Source organism: Bremerella sp. JC817, assembly GCF_040718835.1.
Classification (GTDB): Bacteria; Planctomycetota; Planctomycetia; order Pirellulales; family Pirellulaceae; genus Bremerella.
Window position 1 is genome coordinate 731,987 of the sequence record NZ_JBFEFG010000280.1, and the last position, 22,476, is coordinate 754,462.

Annotated in this window: 19 protein-coding genes; 10 read left to right on the forward strand and 9 right to left on the reverse strand. The window is 58.0% G+C overall.

The features are described from left to right. Window positions 1-61: 61 nt before the first annotated feature. The 3 genes from AB1L30_RS21395 to AB1L30_RS21405 form a co-directional block, all read right to left on the reverse strand. Window positions 62-637 (reverse strand): HYExAFE family protein, encoded by a 576-nt coding sequence (locus AB1L30_RS21395; RefSeq protein ID WP_345088961.1) that lies wholly within the window; start codon window positions 635-637, stop codon window positions 62-64. Between the two features lie 95 nt (window positions 638-732). Next, window positions 733-2,067 (reverse strand): histidine--tRNA ligase, encoded by a 1,335-nt coding sequence (hisS, locus tag AB1L30_RS21400; protein ID WP_367016456.1) that lies wholly within the window; start codon window positions 2,065-2,067, stop codon window positions 733-735. A 96-nt stretch (window positions 2,068-2,163) separates the two neighbouring features. Beyond that, a complete protein-coding gene (locus AB1L30_RS21405; protein WP_367015816.1) occupies window positions 2,164-2,598 on the reverse strand; it encodes a YkgJ family cysteine cluster protein in 435 nt (144 codons plus the stop codon). 209 nt (window positions 2,599-2,807) lie between these two features. Between AB1L30_RS21405 and AB1L30_RS21410 the strand changes: the two genes are divergently transcribed. From AB1L30_RS21410 to AB1L30_RS21420, 3 genes are all read left to right on the forward strand, one after another. Continuing rightward, window positions 2,808-3,665 carry a formyltransferase family protein gene (locus tag AB1L30_RS21410; RefSeq protein ID WP_367016458.1) on the forward strand — a complete coding sequence of 286 codons (858 nt, stop codon included), beginning with the start codon at window positions 2,808-2,810 and terminating at the stop codon, window positions 3,663-3,665. A gap of 247 nt (window positions 3,666-3,912) precedes the next feature. After that, complete coding sequence (locus tag AB1L30_RS21415; protein ID WP_367015818.1) at window positions 3,913-6,537, forward strand: diguanylate cyclase; 2,625 nt, start codon at window positions 3,913-3,915, stop codon at window positions 6,535-6,537. A 96-nt stretch (window positions 6,538-6,633) separates the two neighbouring features. After that, a complete protein-coding gene (locus tag AB1L30_RS21420) occupies window positions 6,634-7,821 on the forward strand; it encodes a hypothetical protein (RefSeq protein WP_367015820.1) in 1,188 nt (395 codons plus the stop codon). A 17-nt stretch (window positions 7,822-7,838) separates the two neighbouring features. On the opposite strand, the gene AB1L30_RS21425 is transcribed toward AB1L30_RS21420, so the two are convergent. Genes AB1L30_RS21425 through AB1L30_RS21440 form a run of 4 tightly spaced genes read right to left on the reverse strand, consistent with a single transcriptional unit; the run spans window position 7,839 to window position 11,372 of the window. Beyond that, complete coding sequence (locus AB1L30_RS21425) at window positions 7,839-8,297, reverse strand: molybdopterin-dependent oxidoreductase (RefSeq protein ID WP_367015822.1); 459 nt, start codon at window positions 8,295-8,297, stop codon at window positions 7,839-7,841. Then, window positions 8,270-8,497 (reverse strand): hypothetical protein, encoded by a 228-nt coding sequence (locus tag AB1L30_RS21430; protein ID WP_367015824.1) that lies wholly within the window; start codon window positions 8,495-8,497, stop codon window positions 8,270-8,272. The genes AB1L30_RS21425 and AB1L30_RS21430 overlap by 28 nt, the downstream gene beginning before the upstream one ends. A gap of 8 nt (window positions 8,498-8,505) precedes the next feature. Further along, window positions 8,506-9,633, reverse strand: coding sequence for a GTPase (locus AB1L30_RS21435; RefSeq protein WP_367015826.1), 1,128 nt, complete (start codon window positions 9,631-9,633; stop codon window positions 8,506-8,508). Between the two features lie 47 nt (window positions 9,634-9,680). Then, window positions 9,681-11,372 (reverse strand): M3 family oligoendopeptidase, encoded by a 1,692-nt coding sequence (locus AB1L30_RS21440; protein WP_367015828.1) that lies wholly within the window; start codon window positions 11,370-11,372, stop codon window positions 9,681-9,683. Between the two features lie 150 nt (window positions 11,373-11,522). Here AB1L30_RS21440 and AB1L30_RS21445 point away from each other — a divergent pair, with 150 nt between their 5' ends. The 7 genes from AB1L30_RS21445 (at window position 11,523) to AB1L30_RS21475 (ending at window position 19,478) form a co-directional block, all read left to right on the forward strand. After that, the gene (locus AB1L30_RS21445) at window positions 11,523-12,455 is read left to right on the forward strand and encodes a DUF4282 domain-containing protein (protein WP_367015830.1); all 933 of its coding nucleotides are present in this window, start codon (window positions 11,523-11,525) and stop codon (window positions 12,453-12,455) included. Between the two features lie 169 nt (window positions 12,456-12,624). After that, entirely contained in the window at window positions 12,625-14,193 is a 1,569-nt protein-coding gene (gene purH, locus AB1L30_RS21450; protein ID WP_367015832.1) for a bifunctional phosphoribosylaminoimidazolecarboxamide formyltransferase/IMP cyclohydrolase, read from the forward strand. An 18-nt stretch (window positions 14,194-14,211) separates the two neighbouring features. Then, complete coding sequence (gene trpC / locus AB1L30_RS21455) at window positions 14,212-15,015, forward strand: indole-3-glycerol phosphate synthase TrpC (RefSeq protein WP_367015834.1); 804 nt, start codon at window positions 14,212-14,214, stop codon at window positions 15,013-15,015. 42 nt (window positions 15,016-15,057) lie between these two features. Then, complete coding sequence (locus AB1L30_RS21460; protein WP_367015836.1) at window positions 15,058-15,651, forward strand: HupE/UreJ family protein; 594 nt, start codon at window positions 15,058-15,060, stop codon at window positions 15,649-15,651. A 259-nt stretch (window positions 15,652-15,910) separates the two neighbouring features. Continuing rightward, entirely contained in the window at window positions 15,911-16,699 is a 789-nt protein-coding gene (locus AB1L30_RS21465) for a phosphatase PAP2 family protein (RefSeq protein ID WP_367015838.1), read from the forward strand. 16 nt (window positions 16,700-16,715) lie between these two features. Then, window positions 16,716-17,879 (forward strand): LptF/LptG family permease, encoded by a 1,164-nt coding sequence (locus AB1L30_RS21470; RefSeq protein ID WP_367015840.1) that lies wholly within the window; start codon window positions 16,716-16,718, stop codon window positions 17,877-17,879. A gap of 9 nt (window positions 17,880-17,888) precedes the next feature. Then, window positions 17,889-19,478, forward strand: a complete 1,590-nt coding sequence (locus AB1L30_RS21475) for a glycosyltransferase family 39 protein (protein ID WP_367015842.1) — start codon at window positions 17,889-17,891, stop codon at window positions 19,476-19,478. A 4-nt stretch (window positions 19,479-19,482) separates the two neighbouring features. Here the strand turns inward: AB1L30_RS21475 and AB1L30_RS21480 are convergent, their stop codons facing one another. Both AB1L30_RS21480 and AB1L30_RS21485 read right to left on the reverse strand, forming a co-directional pair. After that, on the reverse strand, window positions 19,483-21,132 hold the full coding sequence (locus AB1L30_RS21480) for a DUF58 domain-containing protein (protein WP_367015844.1): 1,650 nt from the start codon (window positions 21,130-21,132) through the stop codon (window positions 19,483-19,485). After that, window positions 21,129-22,424 (reverse strand): MoxR family ATPase, encoded by a 1,296-nt coding sequence (locus AB1L30_RS21485; RefSeq protein ID WP_367015846.1) that lies wholly within the window; start codon window positions 22,422-22,424, stop codon window positions 21,129-21,131. The genes AB1L30_RS21480 and AB1L30_RS21485 overlap by 4 nt, the downstream gene beginning before the upstream one ends. Window positions 22,425-22,476 lie beyond the last annotated feature (52 nt).

Here is a 22,476-nt window from a genome sequence, read left to right on the forward strand (position 1 = left end):
CCGATGGCCACGCAAAGACAAATTACCGATCAGGGTCGCTCTTTTTGCGGCCCTGATCTCTTCAGGCGATGGCGGGCATGGTATCGCTGGCGCGGCGATGGTCGAAGTCTCCACCTGAGACCACGGGTGTTCGCATCGTGATCTGCAGCGGTTCGGCCAGTTGGCGGAAGGCAGTTGTCTGCATCGACATCGTTTTCCAACGTGGCGAGATCTTCCGAGCCCACGCCAGGTACAAGTCGAGCCGCACTCCGATGAACGCGTACAAGCGATCGTTATGCGGAAACAGCAACTGCTGCGGCACCGGAGCCATGTCGCCGACCACGTCGTAGACGAAGACCAGCAGCCCGCGAAACTGCGGACCGAGCAGCCGTTGCCACTGCGACAAGCTTTGCAGATCGTCGGTGGTGGTCCAGTTCTTCCAGTAGCGGTTCTTGCGGCCGGACGGGAACCTGCGACCCTTCACGTCGATCAGCCACGACATTTCGCCCCCGGGAGGCGTGGCAATGAAGTCGAGGTTTTTCAGCGAGCCAGCTCCGAACAACGACCGGCGACGCTCGTCGACGGCGATGTAGGGGATCTTTTCGCTGCGTAGAAACGCTTCGAGTGCTACTTCGTAGTGATTCGTGCGGATGGTCATCGGTGTTGGCCCCCGGAAAGTTGCTCGAATTGAAGCCGGTGTCCTTCGATGGCTTCAATATCGCAACTAGGGGTGACAACACCTTGTCACCGGGGTTATGCGGTGCCCCGCAGAATTTCCGGAATAGCTGCGATTAGTTCTTCCGCACCCCCCGCGAGACTGACGGTTTTCGAATCGCCGGTCTTCAGATCCTTCAGTTGGCAACTGTTCTCGGCTAACTCACGGTCACCAGCGACGATCGCCACTTTGAAGCCGCGGCGATCAGCGTACTTGAGCTGCTGACCGATCTTCTTGGCCTCCGGATACAACTCGACATTGAAGCCGGCGTTGCGGAGCAGGGCGGCGATTTTCAGATACTGCTGCAGGCTGTTCTCGTCGAAGTAAGCCAGGAACACTTCGGCCGGCGTGGTGCGTTGTTCCAGCTTGCCGAGTTCTTCCATGGCTGCCAGCAATCGATCGAGCCCCAGCGAAGCCCCGATCCCTGGCAACTCCTGGTTGGTGTACAAGCTGGCTAGGTCGTTGTAGCGACCGCCGCTGCAAACACTACCGATGCTTGGCAGTTCGCCCAGAAAGGTCTCGAAGATCGTGCCGGTGTAATAATCCAAGCCACGCGCGATCGAGACATCAATCTGCAAACGCTCGGCCGGAACCCCTGCCGCGGCGGCCGCCTGAGTCAGTTCGCGCAGTTGCCCAACGCCGATCTCACCCTTTTCGCTCCCGGAAACGAGGCTATCGAGGGCCGAAAGGATCTCGTCGGTCGAACCGCCAATTTCGGCCAGCTTCAACACTTGGGCTGCTTGCTCGGCCGAGGCACCCGCCGCTTGCTGCATTTCTTCGGCGACCTTTTCCGGACCGATCTTGGCCAGCTTGTCGAGTGCCCGCAGGATCTCGGTCGACTTGTCGACCAGGTCGAGCTTCTCGAGCAGACCGGAAAGGACCTGACGATTGTTGACCCGGACGGTGAACGAATCGAAGCCGATGGCGGTCATCAGGTCGTGAATGACCAGGGCCGTTTCGATATCGGCCACCATGCTCTTGGTTCCGATCGTATCGAAATCGCACTGCATGAACTCGCGGTAACGACCACGCTGCGTGTTCTCGCCGCGATAGACCGTGGCGATGTGGTATCGCTTGAAAGGGGTTCCCAGCACGCCGATGTGCTGCGCAGCGAAGCGGGCCAGCGGGACCGTCAGGTCGAACCGCATCCCGACATCGCGGTTGCCATGGTCCTCGAAGCGGTACATCTGCCGATCGGTTTCGTCGCTCCCTTTGCCCAACAAGATCTCGGCATATTCCAGCGTTGGCGTGTCGATCGGAGCGAAGCCGTACGAACGATAAACCCGGCGAGCCGTGTTGATCAGCTCTTCGCGCGGCATCATCGCATCGGGCAGATAATCGCGAAAGCCACGGAGTGTACGGGGCTGGATCAGCTTCTTCTTGTTCGACATGGAAATGAAATCGGTTGGCGTGATGAAGGGACGTGGTGAGAGAGGGACAAGCGTCCCTCTCAGAATGTTCGAGGCGAACTACGAAAGAATCGGCAGCGCCGGTGGTTGCGGGCTACGAATGCTTTGGCCTGGCCGCTTCGGCATGATGGCCTGGGCGTACTCCCAAATCTGTTCGGGCGTTTCAAAGTACTTCTCGTAGCACCAATCGTCGTCGTACTCGCAAGCGTCGGTGGTGTAGTCGCGGCAGATCTGCGGACGGGTCTCATAGATCCCGCACTTATGATCATCCCGCAAGTGCTTGCAGGTGGTGTGCACCAGCAAGTACCAGGTATCGTCGTCCAGAAATACCGAGGCTCGATCGTGCAGCAGGTACCACCGAATGAACTCGAAGTCCGAGAACTCGGTAGGGGTATCGATCGGCAGCGCAAAGTAGCGACAACACTTGGCCGTGCAAAATTCGCACAGCACCTGACCGGGCTCGAGATCTTCTCGACGTACCTTGGTGTCTAGCATTTTGGCCATCCTCGGCGTTTGGGCAGCGTTGTTAAGATGTAAGGCTTGTTCGGACAAGGTATCAAACCCGTGCTACAATGCCTAGTTCGGGTCGATATTCGAACTACTGGCAGGGGACCGTTTTGCGGCGAATTCCCCGGTCTTTGGCCCTCTCGGCAGGCAGCGATCGAGGGGGCATGGCATTCCCTCGTGTAAAAAGGCCTCTGGCGATGCTCGTTGTGATTACCGCGGTTGGACCCGACAACGTTGGTCTGGCAGATCCGATTATTCACTATGTGACGGGTTTGGGAGCCAATATCGCCGAGATCCAGATGTACGACCATGACGAAGAAGCGGTCTTCGCCATGTTTCTGCGGATTCATATCGATGCCGATTTGTACCCTTCGCTGCGGACCGCACTGACCGAGATCGGTCGTCTGAAAAAGCTGGCAATTCGCGTCTGGTCGGCGGACGTTCGTCGCGATCGACCTCGCATTGCTATCTGTACCACCTTTCGACCGGAACCAGCTACGGCCGTGTTGAAGGCGATCGAGTCGGGCGATATCCGGGCCGAAGCGGCCGTGATGATTGGCAACCGCGATACCTGCCAGGCGCTGGCCAAGCAGTATGGTGTCGACTGGCACAACATCGGCGGCGAAAAGGGAGAAGCGGACGACGACCGGTTGATCGAGATCCTCGACGAGTACGAGATCGACTACGTCCTGCTGGCCCGTTACATGCGAGTTCTGCCAGCCACCAGTTGCTGGAAATATGCGGGCGGACGCATCATCAATCTGCATCATGGGCTGCTGCCCAGCTTTCCAGGCATTCGTCCCTATCACGATGCCAACCAGGCCCGCATGCTGACCTACGGGGCAACCTGTCACTTTATCGTCCCTGAGCTGGATGCCGGCAATCAGATCATTTATCAAGAGACCTTCTCGGTCGAGCCAGGCACGAAAATCGACGAGATTGTGCGAATTGGCCAGGAAGAGAATGAGCCGAAGTGCCTGGTCGAAGGGCTGCGTCGCGTCGTCGATGGCGAGGTCGAATTGCACTTCCATCGGATCGTTCCTCGCCGCAGCTAACCATCCATCGCTAGCTACGGTGGTGCCGAATCTATCGATCGTATCGCCCGCGGTGACCGCTGCGCCGCTCGAATTGTGCAGCTTACGCCTGTCGAATTCAATCTCTGCCCCCCCGTTTCTTGCTCGAAGAAGATCGCGACGTAGGTTTCAGTCAGCGTACTTCTGCCGAAGCATGGCAGTGGTCTGCAGTGTCGATAACTCCAACCATAAGAAACATTGTGGGCAGATGATGCGGAATCGGTTACTCGTGATCGAGAGCACCGAGGCGTTTCGGCGCCAGGTACATGAAGTGCTCTGCGCGCATCACGAGATCAAGCTGCTCGATTGCGGCGCGAAGGTACGGGAAACGATCGAGTCGTTTCAGCCTGAGCTGATCCTGTTGGATTTTCACCTGGCGGATGACTCGGCGATCGAGGTCTGCCGGACGATTCGCCGTGAGTTCGTCGACCGACAAATTCAATTGCTGGTTCTCGGCAAGGGGCTCGACGAGTCGCAGCGGCTTGAACTGTTCGCCGCCGGTGCCGACGACATCATCGACAAGTCGATCAGTCGACTCGAATTGACTGCCAAGATTGACGTTCTTACTCGCCTGCATAGCGCTTTGATGCGGGCCACGACTGCCGAACGAAAGCTGGAAGGCTACTCGCGCGAACTCGAACGCATTGTCGAAGCTCGTTCGCAGGCGATCCAAAGTACCCAAGACATCGCCGTGTTTGCTCTGGCCAAACTGGCCGACTCGCGCGATACCGAAACGGGCGAACATCTCGTGCGGATGCGAGCCTACACCCAGATGATTGCCGAACAACTGCGAGTCAGCGGTCCTTATCAGGATGAGATTGACGAGCAGTTCTTGAGCAACCTCTATCGATCGAGCCCGCTGCACGACATTGGCAAGGTGGGAATCAGCGATGCCATTCTGCTGAAGCCTGATCGCTTGACCGATGAAGAATACAACAACATGAAGCAGCATGTTCGGATCGGAGCCGAGACGCTGGAAGAAGCCGCCCAGAGCAGCCCGAGTGGCTCCTTCTTCGACATGGCTGCCCAGATCGCTCGCTACCATCACGAACGCTGGGACGGTACGGGCTACCTGGAAGGTCTCAGCGGATTGCAGATTCCGTTGGCGGCGCGGATTGTCAGCGTGGCCGACGTATTCGATGCGTTGACCAGCAAGCGAATCTACAAAGATGCGATCGACCCGCAGACCGCCTACGATATGGTTTGCCAGGAAAAAGGGAAGCAATTCGATCCTGCTGTGGTGACGGCATTTGACGAAGTGTTCGACAAATTGGTCAGCTTCTCCGTCGACCATCACCACCACTTCATGAACTTTTCAGCGACTTCCCAGCCGGCGGTTTCGCATTATCATCGCAACAAACGTCAGACGCTGACCGACCTGATCGAAGGGGAAACGGTCATCCTGATCGACAACGGTTGCCCAACGGTGAAGTTGCTTTCCGAATGGCTTCAAGAAGCAGGTATGAAGCTGAGCATCTGCCGCGAATACGCGACCGCCAAGCATTTGATTCGAGACGAATGTCCGATGCTGGTGATCGCGGAATGGGGTGCCGACGTCGTCGCCGGCGAACTGTTCTTCCGCTGGCTGCGCGAAGAGTATCTGCCGCGTTACGTCTATACGATGGTCATGGCCGACCAGCGAACGATGGATGTGGTCTCGCAGACGGCCGATCTTGGCATTGATGATGTCATTCCGAACAAGATCAGTCGGGATGAACTGCTCGCTCGTTTGAACTCGGCGACGCGCGTGATCGAGCTGGAGAACAACCTGAGCGTTGTCGAACGAAATGATCCTTTGACCGGCCTGGCAACGCTGCGTTACCTGTCCGATCAGTTGAAGCGAGAATGGATCCGGGCCCGGAATTATCACCTGCCGATCTCGTGCATCATGGTCGATATCGACGACTTCAGTGGGATCAACAATCGCTACGGTGCCGAAGCAGGCGACAAGGTCTTACAACAGTTGGCTACCACAATCGCCAGCCAAGGCCGCCAGGTCGATTATGTTTGTCGCTTGGAACGCGACCGGATTTTGTTCGTCTTGCCGGAATGTGCTGAGATCAGCGCTTATCGAGTCGCCAAGCGAATCGAAATGGCGGTCGACCAGGTTCGCATCGACATTGGTGGTCAAAAGATATCGTGCACTGTCAGCATGGGCGTGGCGGAACGAACCAATTCGGTCCCAGATCTCGACACGCTGATTCGGAATGCCGAGATGGCGCTCAAGGTCGCCAAGAGCTCCGGCGAACGGCATGTGGTGTGTCTCAAGCATTGCCAGGAAACCGCCTCGGCCATGGCGGATGAAGACCACGTACGCGAATCGCTCGAACATTTGACCGCGGCCGAGATCATGACCAGGCCAGTCCTTTCGGTTCGTGAGACCGACACGATCTCTTCGGTGGCCAAGTTCCTGCTGAAGCATGAGTTCAACTCGGTACCGGTGGTCGACATCGAAGGCTGTCTGACCGGGATCATCTCCGAAAAAGACCTGATGCAGGCGTTTCGCAAACCAGGCGCCTGGAGCCGACCGGTTTCGGAAGTCATGGAACGGGATGTCGTTCGGTTCGACGAACATGAACCTTGCCTGCAGATCTACGAGTTCCTCAGTCAGGCCTCGATGCGACGGGTGATCGTCGTGAAAGATGGCCGACCGACCGGCGTGATCAGCCGTGGAAATTGTCTGCGATATATGCAGTCGGTCGATGCCAACGCCGCGCTGGGTGATCCGGCCAAGCTGGCCAACGTGCTCGATTCTGGGATGTTCGAGGTCGCCACGCTCAATCAGCTCCGCGAGATTCTGAAAACGTTCGAATCGAACTCGCCTTCGCTGGAATCGAGCTCGATGGAATTCTAGTTCCTTCGAGGGCCGAATCTGCCCGAATGCGGCTACTTGCTATTCATTGCTGGACGGGCCTGTTACGATACAAAGAGCGTAACCAATCTCTCTTTCTTGATGTATCCGATGGGGTTCTTTGTGGTGTCGCAGGAAGTCTTCGAGCAGTTCCAGCAGCAAATTGAAGAATCTGGCTCCATGGCGGCGATCGACAAGATGATCGACTACTTCCGCCAAGAGAAGCAGCACGTTCAATTGTTCGAGATGTACAAGATCCGCGCGCGTGCCAAGCTGGGCCTGCCGCTGCTGTTTCCTGGCGTCACCGAAGAACTTTCGGAAGAACAACGCGACGCCCTGGAAGATGCCCTGGTCGAAGCCTGTAATGAAGTCGGCCGTCTGCTGCTGGACCAAGGCCAGATCCGCGAGGGCTGGTACTACCTGCGTCCGGTCGGCGATAAGACGCCGGTGATTGCAGCGCTGCAGGAAGCGGAAGTCGACGAAGACAACGTGGAAGACCTGATCGAGGTCGCCTTGTACGAAGGTGTCGCCCCGGAAATCGGTTTTCGCTGGATGCTGGAACACTACGGCACATGCAACTCGGTCACGACCTATGAACAGCAGTTGGCCGGCATGGCCCCGGTTGCCCAGCAGCCGCTGGCCGGATTGCTGCTCGATCATGTCTATGCCGAGCTGGTCGGTACCGTCTCGGCCGACATCTCGCATCAAGAGGGGACCGAACCGCAAGAGCCGACGCTTAGTGCGATGATCGCCGAACGTGACTGGTTATTCGCCAACTCGGCTTATCACATCGATACCAGTCACCTCGCCGCCACGGTTCGGTTCGCCCGAGTGCTGCGGGACGAAGCGCATCTGCGGAAGGCGCTGGAACTGGTCGATTACGGTTCGCGACTCGATCCGGCGTTCCAATATGAACAGACGCCGCCATTCACCGAGCTTTACCCCAGCCACAAACGCTACTTCGAGATTCTGATTGGTGAAGATGTCGAAGGAGGCCTGGCCTACTTCCGCGAGAAAGCGGAAGCGTCCGACATTCGCCGAGAAGGCTCGCTGGCAATCGAGACCTACATCGAACTGCTTTCACGACTAGGACGTCACGAAGAAGCCCTCGAAGCCGCGCTGACCATGATCCCGGTCGGTGTTCACACGATTGGTGTCGCACCGAGCTTGATCGAACTGAGCGAGAACGCCGGCAACTACGAGCGACTCGCCCAGCATTCCAAAGAGCAGGGCGACGTTCTAGGCTTTGCGACAGCGATGCTGTTCGCCAAGCGGACCAGCAACTAGTCGCCAGGCGAACGGTTCTAACCGAATCGCTGCTCACGCCACGGATCGCCCAGATTGTGGTATCCGTTTTGTTCCCAATAGCCAGGCTGGTCGGTCGCGGCCAGTTCGATCGCTTTGATCCACTTGGCACTCTTCCAGGCATACAGCTTGGGAACCATGCCGCGGACTGGTCCGCCATGATCGGCGTTGATCTCCATGCCATCGTGCGTGTCGGCCAGCAATGCATCGTCGCTGAGGAACTCTTCCAGCGGAAGATTGGTCGTCCAGCCGTTGTCGAAGCCATGGCATACCACGTACTTTGCTTCCGGAAGCACGCCTGCTTGCTCGAGAAGGTACTTCGTCGAAACACCTTCCCATAAATTGCCCAGCCGCGACCACTGCGTCACACAGTGGAAGTCGGCAAACACCTTCACACGCGGCAAGGCCTGAAATTCTTCCCAGTTGAAGGTCAATTCTTTTTCGACCAGCCCGAACACGCGGAGCGACCAGTCTCTTTCGTGACTTCCGGGACGATCGAAGCATGCAGGACCGGCCACTTTCGCGTGCGGCTTTGCCCTGGCGGAATTCGATTGTCGCGCTGCGTGTCGCTGCTGACGATCACATCTTCAGAGGCGACCTGATCCGAACTTGGTGCTTCCCCTGGTTGATACTTCGCTTTGTCGTGTTCTTGGTTCATGAAATCGTTCAGGTCGTCACTTGAAAGAGTGGAATGAGTACTGACTTGGCCGCATCGGCCTGGCGTCGTTCGATGCATTGGGCCGCGTCTCGCAAGGCATTGATCTGTCGGGCAGTGAAGGGGAGGGGCGCGCCAGGCTGGGGAACTTCCGGCACCAGGTGCTCGACGATTGCCGTGATCAGTTCCGATATCCCTTCGCCAGTAACCGCACTGGTCGCCAGCATTTCACGCGAGTGGGGAAGCTTGAGGTCGCCAGCAAGGTCGATCTTGTTGACCACATGCAATGCCGATGGCAGTTCGCGGAGCGACTGGTCGAGTTGATCGGGGCGAAGCTGAGCGGCGTCGTGCAAAACAATCACCAGGTCGGCCGAAGTCAACGCGGCCTTCGCCTTGGCGATTCCGGCTTGTTCCAGTTGGTCGTCCGAAACCCGGATCCCGGCAGTATCCGAGAACTGCACCGGCCAGCCATCCAAAGCGGTGGTCGCGTGCAGCACATCGCGGGTCGTGCCAGGCATGTCGAGCACGATTGCCCGATCGTAGCCGACGATCTTATTCAGCAGACTGCTCTTGCCGACGTTGGGTGGCCCTGCCAAAACAATCGACCAGGGACGCGTTAAAGATTGCCCGAGCGGCGCAAGTCGCAGAAGTTGATCGATTCGCTGTGTCGCAACTTCGAAATTCGGCTCGTCCAGCAGGGCGATAATCGCGGTCAGCTCGCGCGACAGAGCACCCTGGCATTGATCCCATAAATGAAGGGCTGCCTGAGTGGTGGCAGCCTCCGGCAAGGCGAGATGGGCCTCGGCCACGATCGCGTCGTCATGCGTGGCGCTGTTCCACTGCTGCCACGATTCAACCTCGCAGCCGGCCGATTGCAGGTGATTCAGAATCTGGCGACTCGCTTGCAGGCCACCGTGGCAATGGATCTCGACGAGATCTTCCGCCAGCTTGGCGACCACCAGCTCTTCGCCGGGCTGCTGATCGTTTTCACGCCAATGCCCGACGAGAATCCGTCCCACTTCGGCGTCGGCCAAGGGCAGCTTTCCCAGGCCATAAAAGTAACGATCGGCCGATGCCACCGCTTGGGGACCGCGCACGGCGACCGTGGCGATCGCTCCGCGAGCCGGAGGCGTCAGCACGGTGGCTGTCGTTCTGGAAGTTTTGTGGGACATCGTCGACGGCGAATTTACAGTCCGAGGAACTTGCTGGCCTGGGCTGCCACCTCCGAGAGGCATCCCTTGGCGAAGGGGCTCTTCAGATCGGCACTCTTGGCCAATTGCTGGAATGGGAGCGTACCACCGCGGCTGCACAGCATTTCGTAATCGGTCAGGGCCTGACCGAAGTCTTGCTGAGCACGCACCCAGAACTGCAGGGCACAGCACTGAGCCAACGTGTAGTCGATGTAATAGAACGGCGACATGTAGATGTGTCGCTGCCGCTGCCATCGACCGCCACCTGGCAGGTGCGGCAAATCACCGAACTGCATGTGCGGCAGATAGATCGCTTCGAGCCTGGTCCAGACGGCGTTCCGCTCTTCCGGCGTCATCTCAGGGTGGTTGTAGACTTCGTGCTGGAAGTGATCGACCATCACGCCATAAGGCAAAAACAGCAGCGAAGTGGTGAGATGGATCCGACGGAAACGATCGGCCTGGTCACCGAAGAAGTTCTCCATGTGCGGCCAGCAAAGGTATTCGAGGCTCATCGAGTGAATCTCGCACGACTCATAGGTCGGCCAGATGTTTTCGACGAGCGGCAACGAGATACTCTCATAGCACTGGTACGCGTGGCCCATCTCGTGCGTGAAGACTTCGACGTCTCCCATGGTGCCGTTGAAGTTCGCGAAGATGAACGGCACACGCTGCTGCAGCAAGCTGGAACAGAACCCACCGCCTGCTTTGCCAGAACGGTTTTGCAGGTCCATCAGGTTCTTGTCACGCATCAACTGAAAGAACTGCCCCAGCTTGTCGCTCATGCCATCGAACATCAGTTGAGCTTGCTCGATTTGATGATCGTAGCTGCCCTGCGGACGTGGATTGCCTGCGGGGTCGTGAATCGGTTCGTCCCAGTACATCAGGGGATCGAGACCGAGCAGTTCGCCTTGCCGACGACGGATCTCGGTGCACAGCGGGACGATGTTGTCGATCACTTCCTGGCGATATTGCTGGACGTCTTGTTCGGTGTAGTCGATACGCGACATCCGCTGATAGCCGAGCTGAACGTAGTTGTCGTACTTCAGCTTCTTGGCCATCTGATCGCGCAGCTTGACCATCTGATCGTAGATCTTGTCGAGCTCTTCGTGATTGTCGGCAAACCAACTCCACATCGTGCTGAGGGCCGAATGGCGGACCGAACGATCTTGCGATTCAGCAAACTCGATGATGCCGGATAAGTTGGTTGTCTTGCCTTGGAATTCAAACGAAGCGCTGGCCAGCAGTTCGTTGTACTTCGACATCAGACGCGCTTCTTCGACCAGGTCGCTTTCGATCACCGGATCGAACGAGCGGACCTGGCATTCCCACAGGGCGACCGCTTGTTCGCCAAAACGATCGACGATTTTTTCGCGGCGTGGTTCGGCGAGTAGCAGCTTCTTGATCCGCACGTCGAGATCGGTCAGCTTCGGGTCGATTTCGTCTCTGCGATCCATCGCCGCTTTGTACTCGGCATTCTTGGTGTCTTGATGGAAGCGGATCTCGGTCAGGCAGCGCCACGAGTCGACATCGCGTCGGATCTCGTCCCACTTTTCCACCCACTGAAAGAGCGCTTCGCCGCGGCCGTCGTCTCCATTGAGGCTTTCGATTCCCTTGGCGATCTCGTTGTATTGGGCAGTCAGCTCAGCGAGGTTTGGCTCAGGCAGAGCAAGCGTACGGAAGTCGTCCATCAACGGTGATCCTACAGGCGAATAATGCGAAAAAATCAGGAAAGAGGGGTGACGAGCGTTTGTTTGACTTCACACGCTCGAGAAGACATCATGGGTTTTTGATGCGAAGCTCATCCTTCTCTTCTTCTCAGCAGTTAGAGATCATACCCCATGGCCGATGAATTCTTCTACAAGTTCAATCCCACGGCCCCCGAAGTCGGCCCGATTGATTCAAAAACACTGAAGCAACTGGCCGGAAGTGGGGCGATTCAGCCTGAAAGCCAGTTGCGACGTGGGACTGGCGACTGGGTTGTTGCTTCGTCAGTGAAGGGGCTTTTCCCCGATGCCGCACCTGCCTCGCCACCAGAAGCGATTCCAGTGGAAGCCCCAGCGGCGGCGCCTCCTGAGGCGGCTCCCGTCGTGGCTCCGGCTGCCTCTGCGGGATTGAACTTCCCCAGCCTGGCCGAAACCAAGTCGGCTCCGGATGTCCCTCCAGGACTCGACTCACTGGTCGTGGCTCCGAAGAAGGCAGCCGGTAAGCCTGTGAAGAAGCCGGTGCCTCCAGCTTCGAAGAAGACCGCGGCCCCTCCGGTTGCCGCCCCGGTCGTCCCCGCTGCAGAAGCTGCCACGGCGGAACCTGTCCAGCCGGCTACCCCTACGGCGGTTGCCGCCCCTGCCATGGCTGCCAGTCCGAAAGAAGTCGCGGCGAAGGAGTCGGCGTCCAATCCATTTGCCACCGATCCGAAGGGAGGCCGGTCGAGCGGTCCGCGTCGCAAGGGAACCGGTGGGCTTGGCTCGCTATTCAACTTCGATGTGCTGATCGGCCCGACGGTGATCAAGGCATTGTTCTTTCTGGTTACCACGTTGATTTTGCTGGGCTGGATGGCTTCGACCGGTTGGACGGTCGTCATGGCGCTGGCGACCGGCGAGGCGTTGGCCCTCGGCATCGCGGCAGTCATGTCGCTGTTTCTCCTGATGGTTTCGTTGGTCTATATCATCATTGCCCGGGTCATGGCCGAGATCGTGATCACGTTCTTCCAGATCAACGAGAACGTCCGCGACATGCGCGACATGATGGAAGAAGACCAAGGCGTCGTGTCATAGTTGCCACTGCGCTGGGGCGTCGATGGCAGACGCCCCTGGGATTTGCCGCGGTCTACCCCCTATAGCGGTGTTTGGGTGGTTGACGATTTCCCTTGCGCCAGCCTACAAAGGGGACTGATTCTCTCCGTTGGGTTCGGTCCCCGATATATAGATTTAGGTTGGTTCTGCGATGTCTCACGACCCTGTTATTCAAAATGCCATCATCAGCGTCAGCAACAAGGAAGGTCTGACGGAATTCGCTCAAGGGCTGGTCGAAGCAGGGGTTACGATCTACAGCACCGGTGGAACTCGGCGTCACCTGGAAGAAGCTAAGATCGCGGTGAAAGACGTCACCGAATACACGCAGTTCCCTGAAATGATGGATGGTCGTCTGAAGACGCTGCATCCCAAGATCTTCGGCGGTATCTTGTGCCGACACGATCGCGACGACGACATGACCGCGATCGGTGAACATGGCATCTTCGCGATCCCGCTGGTCGTGGTGAACTTGTACCCATTTGAAGAAACGATCGCCAAGCCAGGCGTGACCGATGCCCAAGCGATCGAGCAGATCGACATCGGCGGTCCAAGCCTCGTGCGTGCCGCTGCCAAGAATCACGCGTTCACGACCATCGCTTGCAAGCCTTGCCAATACCCAGAGATCTTGGCGGAACTGAAGGAAGGTGGCAAAACGAGCCTCGGTCTGCGTCGCAAGCTGGCCGCCGCTGCTTTCGCACATACGGCTGCCTACGACGCCGCCATCGCCAACTACTTCGAGAAAGACGAAGAGAACGCCTTCCCCGAAACGCTGCGTCCAACCTACGAACGAACTTCCGTGCTGCGTTACGGCGAGAACCCACATCAGCAAGGTGCTCTCTACGCCGTGCCCAAGTTCTCTGGGGCTTCGCTGGTGCATGCCAAGCAGCTCAACGGCAAAGAGCTTTCGTACAACAACCTGCTCGACCTCGACAGCGCGCTGGCCATCGCTCGCGGTTTGCCCGATGCGGCTGTCTCGGTGATCAAGCACAACAATCCATGTGGTGCCGCTTCCGCAGCGAGTTTGTCGGAAGCCTGTGAGAAGGCCATGCTGGGTGATCCGCTGAGCGCCTTCGGAAGCGTGATCGGTATGAACCAGCAGGTCGATGCCGCCACGGCCGAATATCTGTCGACGCCGGGTCTGTTCGTCGAAGCGATCGCCGCGCCAGGCTTCACGCCAGAAGCGGTCGAAATCTTGACCACCAAGCCCAAGTGGAAAGCCAACGTTCGCTTGATGGAAGTTGGTCCGCTGGAAGGGGCTCGTCCTGAATTCCAGTCGCGCTGGATCGAAGGTGGCTTGCTCGTTCAGAACACCGACTTCACCCCAGACGACCCAAGCACCTGGCAAGTTGTTACCGAAACGCAGGTCGACGAAGCGACACGTCAGGAACTGTTGTTTGCCTGGGAGATTTGCCGGTTCGTTAAATCGAACGCGATTGTCTTGTGCAAGGATCGATCGCTGATCGGTGCCGGTGCCGGCCAGATGAGCCGCGTCGACTCGGTTCAGATCTCGATTGAGAAAGCAGCCGATCGCGCTCCTGGCAGCGTGCTGGCCAGCGACGCGTTCTTCCCGTTCCCCGATTCGATTCACGAAGCCGCCAAGGCAGGCGTCAAAGCGTTCATCCAGCCAGGCGGCTCGAAACGAGATCAAGAAGTGATCGACGCTTGTAACGAGCACAAGTTGCCGATGCTGTTCACCGGCGTTCGCCACTTCCGTCATTAATCCACGCGAAAGACCGCGATGTCTGCCCCGACCGTCCTCGACAAGATTGTTGCCAAGAAGTGGGAAGAGATTGCCGCCGCCAAGGCGCTACGTTCGCTGACCGAAGTCGAGGCACGCATCGCCGATGCCCCTCCGGCCCGCGACTTTCTGGGTGCGTTGGCTGCGGATGGTCCGGTGAAACTAATCGCCGAGGTGAAGAAGGCGAGCCCATCGAAAGGGCTCATTCGGCCTGACTTCCATCCCGTACAGATTGCCAAGGACTACGAAGCAGCTGGGGCGACCTGCATTAGCTGCTTGACCGACGAGTCGTTCTTTCAAGGTCACCTCGACTACCTGGTGGCCATTCGTCAGGAAGTCGGCCTGCCGATACTGCGAAAAGACTTCGTGCTCGATCCGTACCAGGTCGTCGAAGCCCGAGCCGCTGGCGCGGATGCCGTGCTTTTGATTGCCGAATGTCTGGACGACGCTGCGCTGAAGTCGTTGCACGATCAGATCTGCGAACTGGGCATGACGCCCCTGGTCGAGTTGTACGACGAAGAGAACGTGTCGCGTGTGCTCGACATTGGGGCGAAGCTGGTGGGGATCAACAACCGTGACCTGCGAACCTTCGAGGTCGATCTTCACCATACGATCCGCCTGGGGCAACAGATCCCGGACGACCGCGTGTTGGTGGGCGAGAGCGGGATCTTCACGCACGACGATATTCTTCTGCTTCAGAACAACGATGTCGATGCCGTACTGGTGGGCGAAAGCCTGATGCGGCAAGACGACGTGCAAGCGGCCGTGCATAGCTTGCTCGGAACGTCGTCGTCGATGTCGTAACCCAAGGAACGATTGTCCCTGACCTGCGAAGAGTTGCCTTCCATGAATGTTGCTCGACAGCTCGGAGCCTTAACGCTGCTGCTGGCCTTCGGCTCGATCGCGTGGGCCGGTTCGCTGGACGGAATCGTTACCGGTAGCAGCTTTCTGGATGGGATCCTGCATCCCTGGTTCAGTGCCGAGCATCTGCTGGCAATGCTCGCGATTGGCATTCTGGCCGTGCATGTCGAGAAGGGTTCGATCATCGCCGTGCCGATTGTCTTTCTGACCAGCATGCTGGCCGGGGCAGGTCTCAACGGCAGCGGGATCGCCATTCCGTGGGTCGAAACCTGGGTCGCGATCTCGATGATCATTCTGGGAATCTTGCTGGCCGTCGGCTGGAAGTATCCCGAATTGATGCTGGCAATCGTAGTGGCTGGATGCGGTTTGTTTCATGGGTATGCCCATGGGATGATCTATCGGGCACCGACCTTATCGCTATCACTGCTGGCAGGCCTGACCATTGGCTGTGCCCTGGTGCTGGCACTGGGAATCTGGATTGGCCATTGGATTGTGGCGTCGTCGATCTTCTCTCGATGCCTTGGTGGCGGCGTGATTCTGGGCGGGCTTGTCGCGCTGTTCTTTGTCGCCGGCACGTAATTCCAGCAACGCGTGCTAGCGTGCTGTGAATGCGGATGTGTCTTGCATCGAGTCCCCAATCTCGGGTAGTAGTACTTCCCGCGGGTCGATTTCGTGTCGATGCGACCTGTCTCGATTCGGGAAACCGAGTTAATTCGATTCAACACGTCAGGCCCACAGGTCGATGCAGAAAATAGATACCAATTGGATTCTGCCTTCTCCGTCTGAGCCTGCTGACGCGCTGACTATGTCTGAATCTCATGCATCTGGAATGGAACGGTTGCCCTCTAGCGACGGTTCGCTGGCACGCCTTCTGTTGGGGATGGCTCTGATTCCCCTGATGCTGTTGGCCGTGATCACCACGCTGTGCTATCTGACCGCCATCGATCCCGCCACGACGCACCTGTTCTATAGCGCGGAAGGGAATCCATTTCCTTACCGCGAATCGATCGTTGCGACCACGATTTACAACTATGGCCCGTTTCCCGCAGTCGTTTTCGGCAGCTTGAGCGGCGTCGCCTTTCTGGGAAGCTTCGTCTTCGCCCGCCTACGTACATGGCGAAAAGGGGCGCTATTCTGCTTGCTGGCAATCGTCATCGGACCAGGCATCCTGATCAACTCGGTGCTGAAGCCTTATTGGGGACGCCCGCGGCCATGCGATACGGTCGCCTTTGGTGGTGGGCAAGACTACGTTCCGCCTGGCACGATCGGCCCTTACGAGATGGCCAAGTCATTCCCCAGCGGGCATGCCTCGATGGGATTTGTCTTCCTGTTGCCAGCCTTTTTGCTGCTTCGTCAGAACCGAAAACTGGCCGCAGGCGTATTTGTGTTGGGCCTCGCTTGTGGAATGGGAGTGGGGGCATCCCGGATCGCCGAAGGGGGGCATTATCTTAGTGATATTGCTTGGAGTGGGGCGATTGTCTACTTTACCGGCCTTACTTTGTACGTGGTGATGTACGGCTGGAAACGGTCGGTTCGCCAAGGCAGCGAGAACCCCGACACGGTGCCGTTCTCGTCCGCTCGCGATGCCGCGTCTACTGGAAATACTCGCACCACTTCGGCCGCCTAAACGAAGCATTCGATCGATGTTGACCACGATTCAGAGGTACGTTCTGTGGGAGATCCTCAAGGTCTTCCTGCTCTGCCTCGGAATAACTGTGCTTCTGATGACCGTCGGTGGCGGTGTGAATGAAGGGCTGAAAAAGGGTCTGCCGCCAGGCGTGATCCTGAACATGCTCCCTTACTTCATCCCCGAGATGCTGCGGTACACGATCCCTGGCTGCATGCTGTTTGCGGTCTGTACGCTCTTCGGCCGGATGTCTGCCACCAACGAGATCACCGCTGTTAAGTCAGCGGGGATCAATCCGATAGAACTGATGTGGCCGGTGCTAGCACTGGCTTACTTTCTCAGCTTCTTCACCTTCTGGATGTACGATGCCTGCGCCAGCTGGTCGCGTCCGAACATGCACCGCGTGGTGGCCGAGTCGCTTGACGACACCGTCTACGGCATGCTTCGGGCGAAGCGAAGCTTCAAGATGTCTGGCTTCGATGTCTCGGTGAAGACGGTCCGCGACCGCGTGATGATCAGTCCCCGATTCACGATCGCCGCGACGGACTCACAGCCATCGATCTTCGTGGAAGTGGCCGAGGCCGAGCTACGAACCGATCCGGAAACAGGCGTGCTGCAGTTGATCTGCCGCGATGGCTCGGTCGAATATGGTGGCGAGCAGTCGATCGACTTCCCAGACGAGCAAATCATTTACCTCGATCATTTGAACTCGATCGAGATGGACGAAAACAGCGCCTCGCCGGCGAACCTCACCCTCAATGCAATCCCCAGGCAGATCGAGCGGCAGCAGAAGATCATCGAAGAAGGAAGGCAGAGCCTGGCCAACGCGGAGGCGGCGGGGGACGAAGAAACGATCGGGCATGCCAAGCGGCACGTCAGTCACCATCAAAACCGACTCTACCGACTGCAAGCCGAGCGGCAACGTCGCCTGGCGAATGGGTTCGGTGTGTTTTGCTTCGTTTGCATGGGGATGCCAGTCGCGATCTGGCGTCGTTCGTCCGACAACGTCTCGACGTTCTTTACCTGCTTCCTGCCGATCTTGCTCCTGTACTATCCGCTGCTGGTGATCGGTGAACAAACCGCGCGTGACGGAACGTTTGGTTCTGCCCCGGTTTGGATTGCGAACATTGTCCTTTTGGCAGTCGGTGCGCTGCTGGTTTGGCGCGTCAACCGAAACTGATAAGCAAGCATGAACGAAACGACTGCCGATCTCGCCTCACCTTCCGTCGACAACCCACTCTGGTCGCGACGCGCCCTGTGGTTTCTGGTGGGGCTCGGACTGTTTCGCCTGCTGTATCTGGCGCTTGATCCTTTTGACCTGGTGCATGACGAAGCCTATTACTGGGACTGGTCGCGTCAGCTCGACTACGGCTATTTCAGCAAGCCGCCGATGATTGCCTGGTTGATCGGGCTTTCGACACGGCTGTTGGGCGATCACGAGTTCGCCGTCCGCTTGCCTGCCGTGTTGCTGGGCACCGGTAGCCTCGGATTTCTGTTTCTCCTTGCTCGCCGCATGTACGACGCTCAGGTCGGCTTCTGGGCGATGTTGCTCGCCGCGCTGACGCCTGGCAACGTAGCGATGAGCCTGTTGATGACCATCGATGCTCCGTTTTTGTTCTTCTGGAGCGTCGCCATGTATGCCTTCTGGCGACTGCTGGAACGAGGCGAAGATCGTGGCAAATGGTTGCTGATCACGATGGTCGTCATTGGCCTCGGTCTGTTGACCAAGCAAACCATGGTTGGCATGCTGGTGTTCGGCGGCTTGTTCGTGCTCCTTTCCAAAGAAGATCGTTTCGAAGCGATTCGGCCCGGTCTATATATCTGTGCGATTGGTGCACTGTTGTTTCTGCTGCCGGTCGTCTATTGGAACTACCAACACGACTGGGTCACGGTGCAGCACACCAGCGAGCACTTCCAGGGCGAGCCTGTCTCGGCACTGCGTCGCGTGGTGATCTCGCTGGAATTCGTTGGCGGACTGTTCGGATTGCTTTCGCCGGTGACCTTCTTTCTGGTCGCTATGGTGGGACTGTTCGGACTGTTATCGTTCAGGAATTTGGGGCGTCGTGAACGCTACCTGCTTTGCATGAGTGCCTTGCCACTGATCCTGGTGGTCGGCTTAAGCTTGAAGCAACGTTTAGAACTAAACTGGCCAGCGCCATTCTTCAGTGCTGGAATCATCCTGGTGGCTGCCTGGGCTTTGGGCCGCGTATCGCTACCGAAGATGGTGCTGCAGCCTGCCGAGTGGCGACTGAAGTACGCGGCCATTTTCGGTGCGTTGTTTGTCGTTGGCACCTATGCGATTCCCTTCGCGTTGAAGCCGATGGGCTTAAACGGCAGCAAGGTTGACGTGATTGTTCGCCTTCGTGGCTGGGAAGAACTTGGCACCGAAGTGGGTGCTCGCTTGAAAGATCGCTCGCCCGAATCGACGCCAATGATCGTGGCGGCTGGCCGCGCCGTCGCTTCGGAGCTTGCCTTCTACATGCCGCAGCATCCCAAGGTCTACCTTTGGGGCGACAATGACTTTCCCCTCTCGCAGTACGACATCTGGGGTGGACCGCAGAACGTCGATGGCCAGGACCTGCTGCTGGTTACCCATCAAAACGAAGAACTCCCACCGCCGCTACGACTTGCTTTCGCATCGGTCGAGCCGCTGGAAAATGTCGAGATCGAAGTTGGCAACGGCCGCAAGCATGCCGTGACCATCTATCAAGGCAAAGGTTTCCGCGGATGGTCGGTCGCCAAACGAATTCAGGCCGACGAAAAGACGCTGCGGCGTTAATCGCTTACAGCAGATGCCGCGCTTTGATTTCCAGGTACTGGTTGACCAGGTTGGCCGTCAGATCTTCTGGGAAGACATCGAGCGCGAGCACGCCCTTGTGGCTCAAATCGGTCAGCACGTGGTGCCGCCATGTCAGGATCTCGGCGGCGGCCGCGGCTCGGAATAGTTCCGGCCCGTACGGCTTCTCATTTTCCGCCGCATCGAACAAGCGATGATCTCGCAGCAGAACGCCCAGCGGCAAATGTCGCCCGACCAGCGTGCTGAGGTATTGTTCGATCTGATGCGAATTCACTTCGTCGATCACGTTGCTGATCAACACCACGAGTGAACGCTTGCGACAGTTGGTTCGCAAATGCATGAACGCTTCGTCGTAGCGAGACTCGACCAGGTTCGGGAACTGATCGTAGCTGGCGTGCAGTAAATGGTTCATGTGGTTCGCGCCCGACTTCGGCGGCACGTACTTGTGTACCCGGTCGGAGAACAAGATCGCTCCGACCGAATCTCCTTGCCGCAGGGCGACATAGCTGAGCATCAACATCGCGTTGAACGCGTGGTCGAGCAGACTGATCCCGTCGGCCTGATTGGTCATCATGCGGCCGCAGTCGACCATGAAGATGATGCGTTGGCTCTGACTGGTTTGGAACTCGCGAACGGTCAAGCGGCGTCGTCGGGCCGTACTTCGCCAGTCGATATGCTTGTAGTTGTCGTCGCGGGTATAGTCACGCAGACGCTCGAAATCGTGGTCTTGTCCCACCTTTCGCGTGCGACGCACACCAACAAGGCTCAAGCGATTGGTTCGCGCGAGCAAGGCATATTCGGCCAACTGCTTCATGTCGGGATAGACGTTGATCGCCACGTGGCATGGCAGCTTGACGATCTTCTTCCAGAAACGCAGGCGACTGTCGACTTGCAGAAAGACCTGATCGAGCGTGAACGATCCCCGCTCGGTCGGTTCCATTTCGTAGTGGACTGTCGTGCGGCTACGGGGATCAGCGTTCAAGCTGAACTGTTCCGGGACGGCTTGGAACTGCTGCGGGACGTCGTCGCGGACAAACATGTGCAGCGCGAGTGGTCCTTTGTAGGTGATCGTCAGGACCACCTTCTGCTTCTTCAGCAGCGAGGCAATTCGCGAGGTCTCGCGTTCGACTTGAAAGTCTTTCGCGTTTGGCAAACTGGCCAGATCGATCGCGGCGACTAGCGCGATCACCAGGTTCAAGCCAACCAATACCCAAGCGATCCAGGTCAACGAGTTGCCGACCGTCGCGAACACGACCAGGATGCAAATCGACAGCAAGGCCATCGCCGAAAGGCCAAGCCAGATCCTCTTTCCGAACGGAACCGCTTTGAGTTGAAACCGATCCCAGCCCGCCGCATACGCGACAAACTGAATGAACGAGAAGATCCCGATACCTGCCGCCAGCGCGATCATGACCAGAATCGGGATCAATAGGCTGGTGGCGTCCGCCAACAGGATCGCAATCACCGGCACCGGCATCAGGGCGGCGAACGTTAGCGCAAGCCAGATGCTGGGCGTCGTCCGCCACCAGCGCGCAAGGATCGCCAAGGGCAGCAACATGGCTACCAACTGGGTCGTCGGCTGGGTGAGGACGTTGGTCCACAGTCCGGTGAAAAGGTCAGTGAAGAACGAGATCACAGACGAGGCACCTCGATCGTACGGATCAGTTCCGTCAGCAGTTCGTCGACCGAATGGCCTTCCACTTCCGCTTCCGCCGAAAGCACCACGCGGTGACGCAGCGCTGGCAAAGCGATCTGGACGACATCGTCCGGCACGGCATAGTCACGGCCATTGAAAGCGGCCAACGTGCGGGCCCCCTGCATCAGGGTGATCCCGGCACGGGGCGAAGCACCCAGGTGGAACTGCGGCCAGGTACGCGTCAGACGGACAATCTTGTTGATATAGTCGATCAGCTTGTCGGCGATCAGCACGTCGCCGTTCTGACGTGTCACTTCCAGGATCTTTTCGGGCGAGGTGATCACTTCCAGTTCTTCTTCCAGCCGCTTGCCGAGATCGACTTGCTGGCTGTGCTGCTTCAAGATTTCCGCTTCTTCCAATTCGCTTGGATAGTCGAGATTCAGCTTGAACATGAATCGGTCGAGCTGGGCTTCCGGCAGGTTGTAGGTCCCTTCCGACTCGATCGGGTTTTGCGTTGCCATCACCAGAAATGGTCGTTCGATCTTGTGGCTGGTGCCATCGATCGTCACGCGAAATTCCTGCATCACTTCCAGCAAGGCAGCGTGCGTCTTGGCAGGCGAGCGGTTGATTTCGTCCGCCAGCAAGAGCTGCGTGAAGATCGGGCCAGGGCGGAAGCGGAACTCGTTCGCCTTCATGTCGAAGTACGGAGCACCCGTGATATCGGAAGGCATCAAGTCGGCGGTGAACTGCACCCGGCCGAAGTTACAGCCAAGTACGCGGCCCAGCGTGCGGACGAAGAGCGTCTTCCCGAGACCTGGCGCACTTTCAATCAGCACATGGCCGCCGCTGAACAAGGCAACAAGCGTGCCGAGAACCAGTTCTTCCTGACCGACGTAGATCTTCGAGATCTCGTCGGTGATCCGCTGGAACAATTCCCGCGTTTCCGAAAAGGCCGTGTCGTCCGAATGGTGTCCTTTGAGCGAAGTGACCGGTCGCTGTGGTTCGACCGACGGAGCGCTCTGGGCAGGAGGGAGTGCGGACGAACCCTCGATCGCGTCGAACACGCTGCCGGTGTAAGACTGATCGTCGGCCTCGGCCGAGGAAACGATCGGCGGCTCGGCGGCTGGTTCCGCCGGAGCCTGTGGAGCGGCTTCGCTCGCTGAAGGAACGATCTGAACGTTATCGCACTGGGGGCAACGGGCCTTCTTGCCAACCGCGTCCTGACCGACACGCAGTTTCTTACCGCATCCGGAACAGGCGAACTCGATAATTTCAGGCGTAGGACTACTCATTGATGCTCGCTTATCGTGACTAACGCCGCGTGGCTTACTTCGTGATATTCAA

What these genes read in the sequence shown, in the direction of transcription:
- AB1L30_RS21395 (WP_345088961.1), bottom strand. Translation starts at nt 637, where the DNA reads ATGACCATCCGCACGAATCACTACGAAGTAGCACTCGAAGCGTTTCTA.
- AB1L30_RS21405 (WP_367015816.1), bottom strand. Translation starts at nt 2,598, where the DNA reads ATGCTAGACACCAAGGTACGTCGAGAAGATCTCGAGCCCGGTCAGGTG.
- AB1L30_RS21410 (WP_367016458.1), top strand. Translation starts at nt 2,808, where the DNA reads ATGCTCGTTGTGATTACCGCGGTTGGACCCGACAACGTTGGTCTGGCA.
- AB1L30_RS21430 (WP_367015824.1), bottom strand. Translation starts at nt 8,497, where the DNA reads ATGAACCAAGAACACGACAAAGCGAAGTATCAACCAGGGGAAGCACCA.
- AB1L30_RS21440 (WP_367015828.1), bottom strand. Translation starts at nt 11,372, where the DNA reads ATGGACGACTTCCGTACGCTTGCTCTGCCTGAGCCAAACCTCGCTGAG.
- AB1L30_RS21445 (WP_367015830.1), top strand. Translation starts at nt 11,523, where the DNA reads ATGGCCGATGAATTCTTCTACAAGTTCAATCCCACGGCCCCCGAAGTC.
- purH (WP_367015832.1), top strand. Translation starts at nt 12,625, where the DNA reads ATGTCTCACGACCCTGTTATTCAAAATGCCATCATCAGCGTCAGCAAC.
- trpC (WP_367015834.1), top strand. Translation starts at nt 14,212, where the DNA reads ATGTCTGCCCCGACCGTCCTCGACAAGATTGTTGCCAAGAAGTGGGAA.
- AB1L30_RS21460 (WP_367015836.1), top strand. Translation starts at nt 15,058, where the DNA reads ATGAATGTTGCTCGACAGCTCGGAGCCTTAACGCTGCTGCTGGCCTTC.
- AB1L30_RS21470 (WP_367015840.1), top strand. Translation starts at nt 16,716, where the DNA reads ATGTTGACCACGATTCAGAGGTACGTTCTGTGGGAGATCCTCAAGGTC.
- AB1L30_RS21475 (WP_367015842.1), top strand. Translation starts at nt 17,889, where the DNA reads ATGAACGAAACGACTGCCGATCTCGCCTCACCTTCCGTCGACAACCCA.
- AB1L30_RS21485 (WP_367015846.1), bottom strand. Translation starts at nt 22,424, where the DNA reads ATGAGTAGTCCTACGCCTGAAATTATCGAGTTCGCCTGTTCCGGATGC.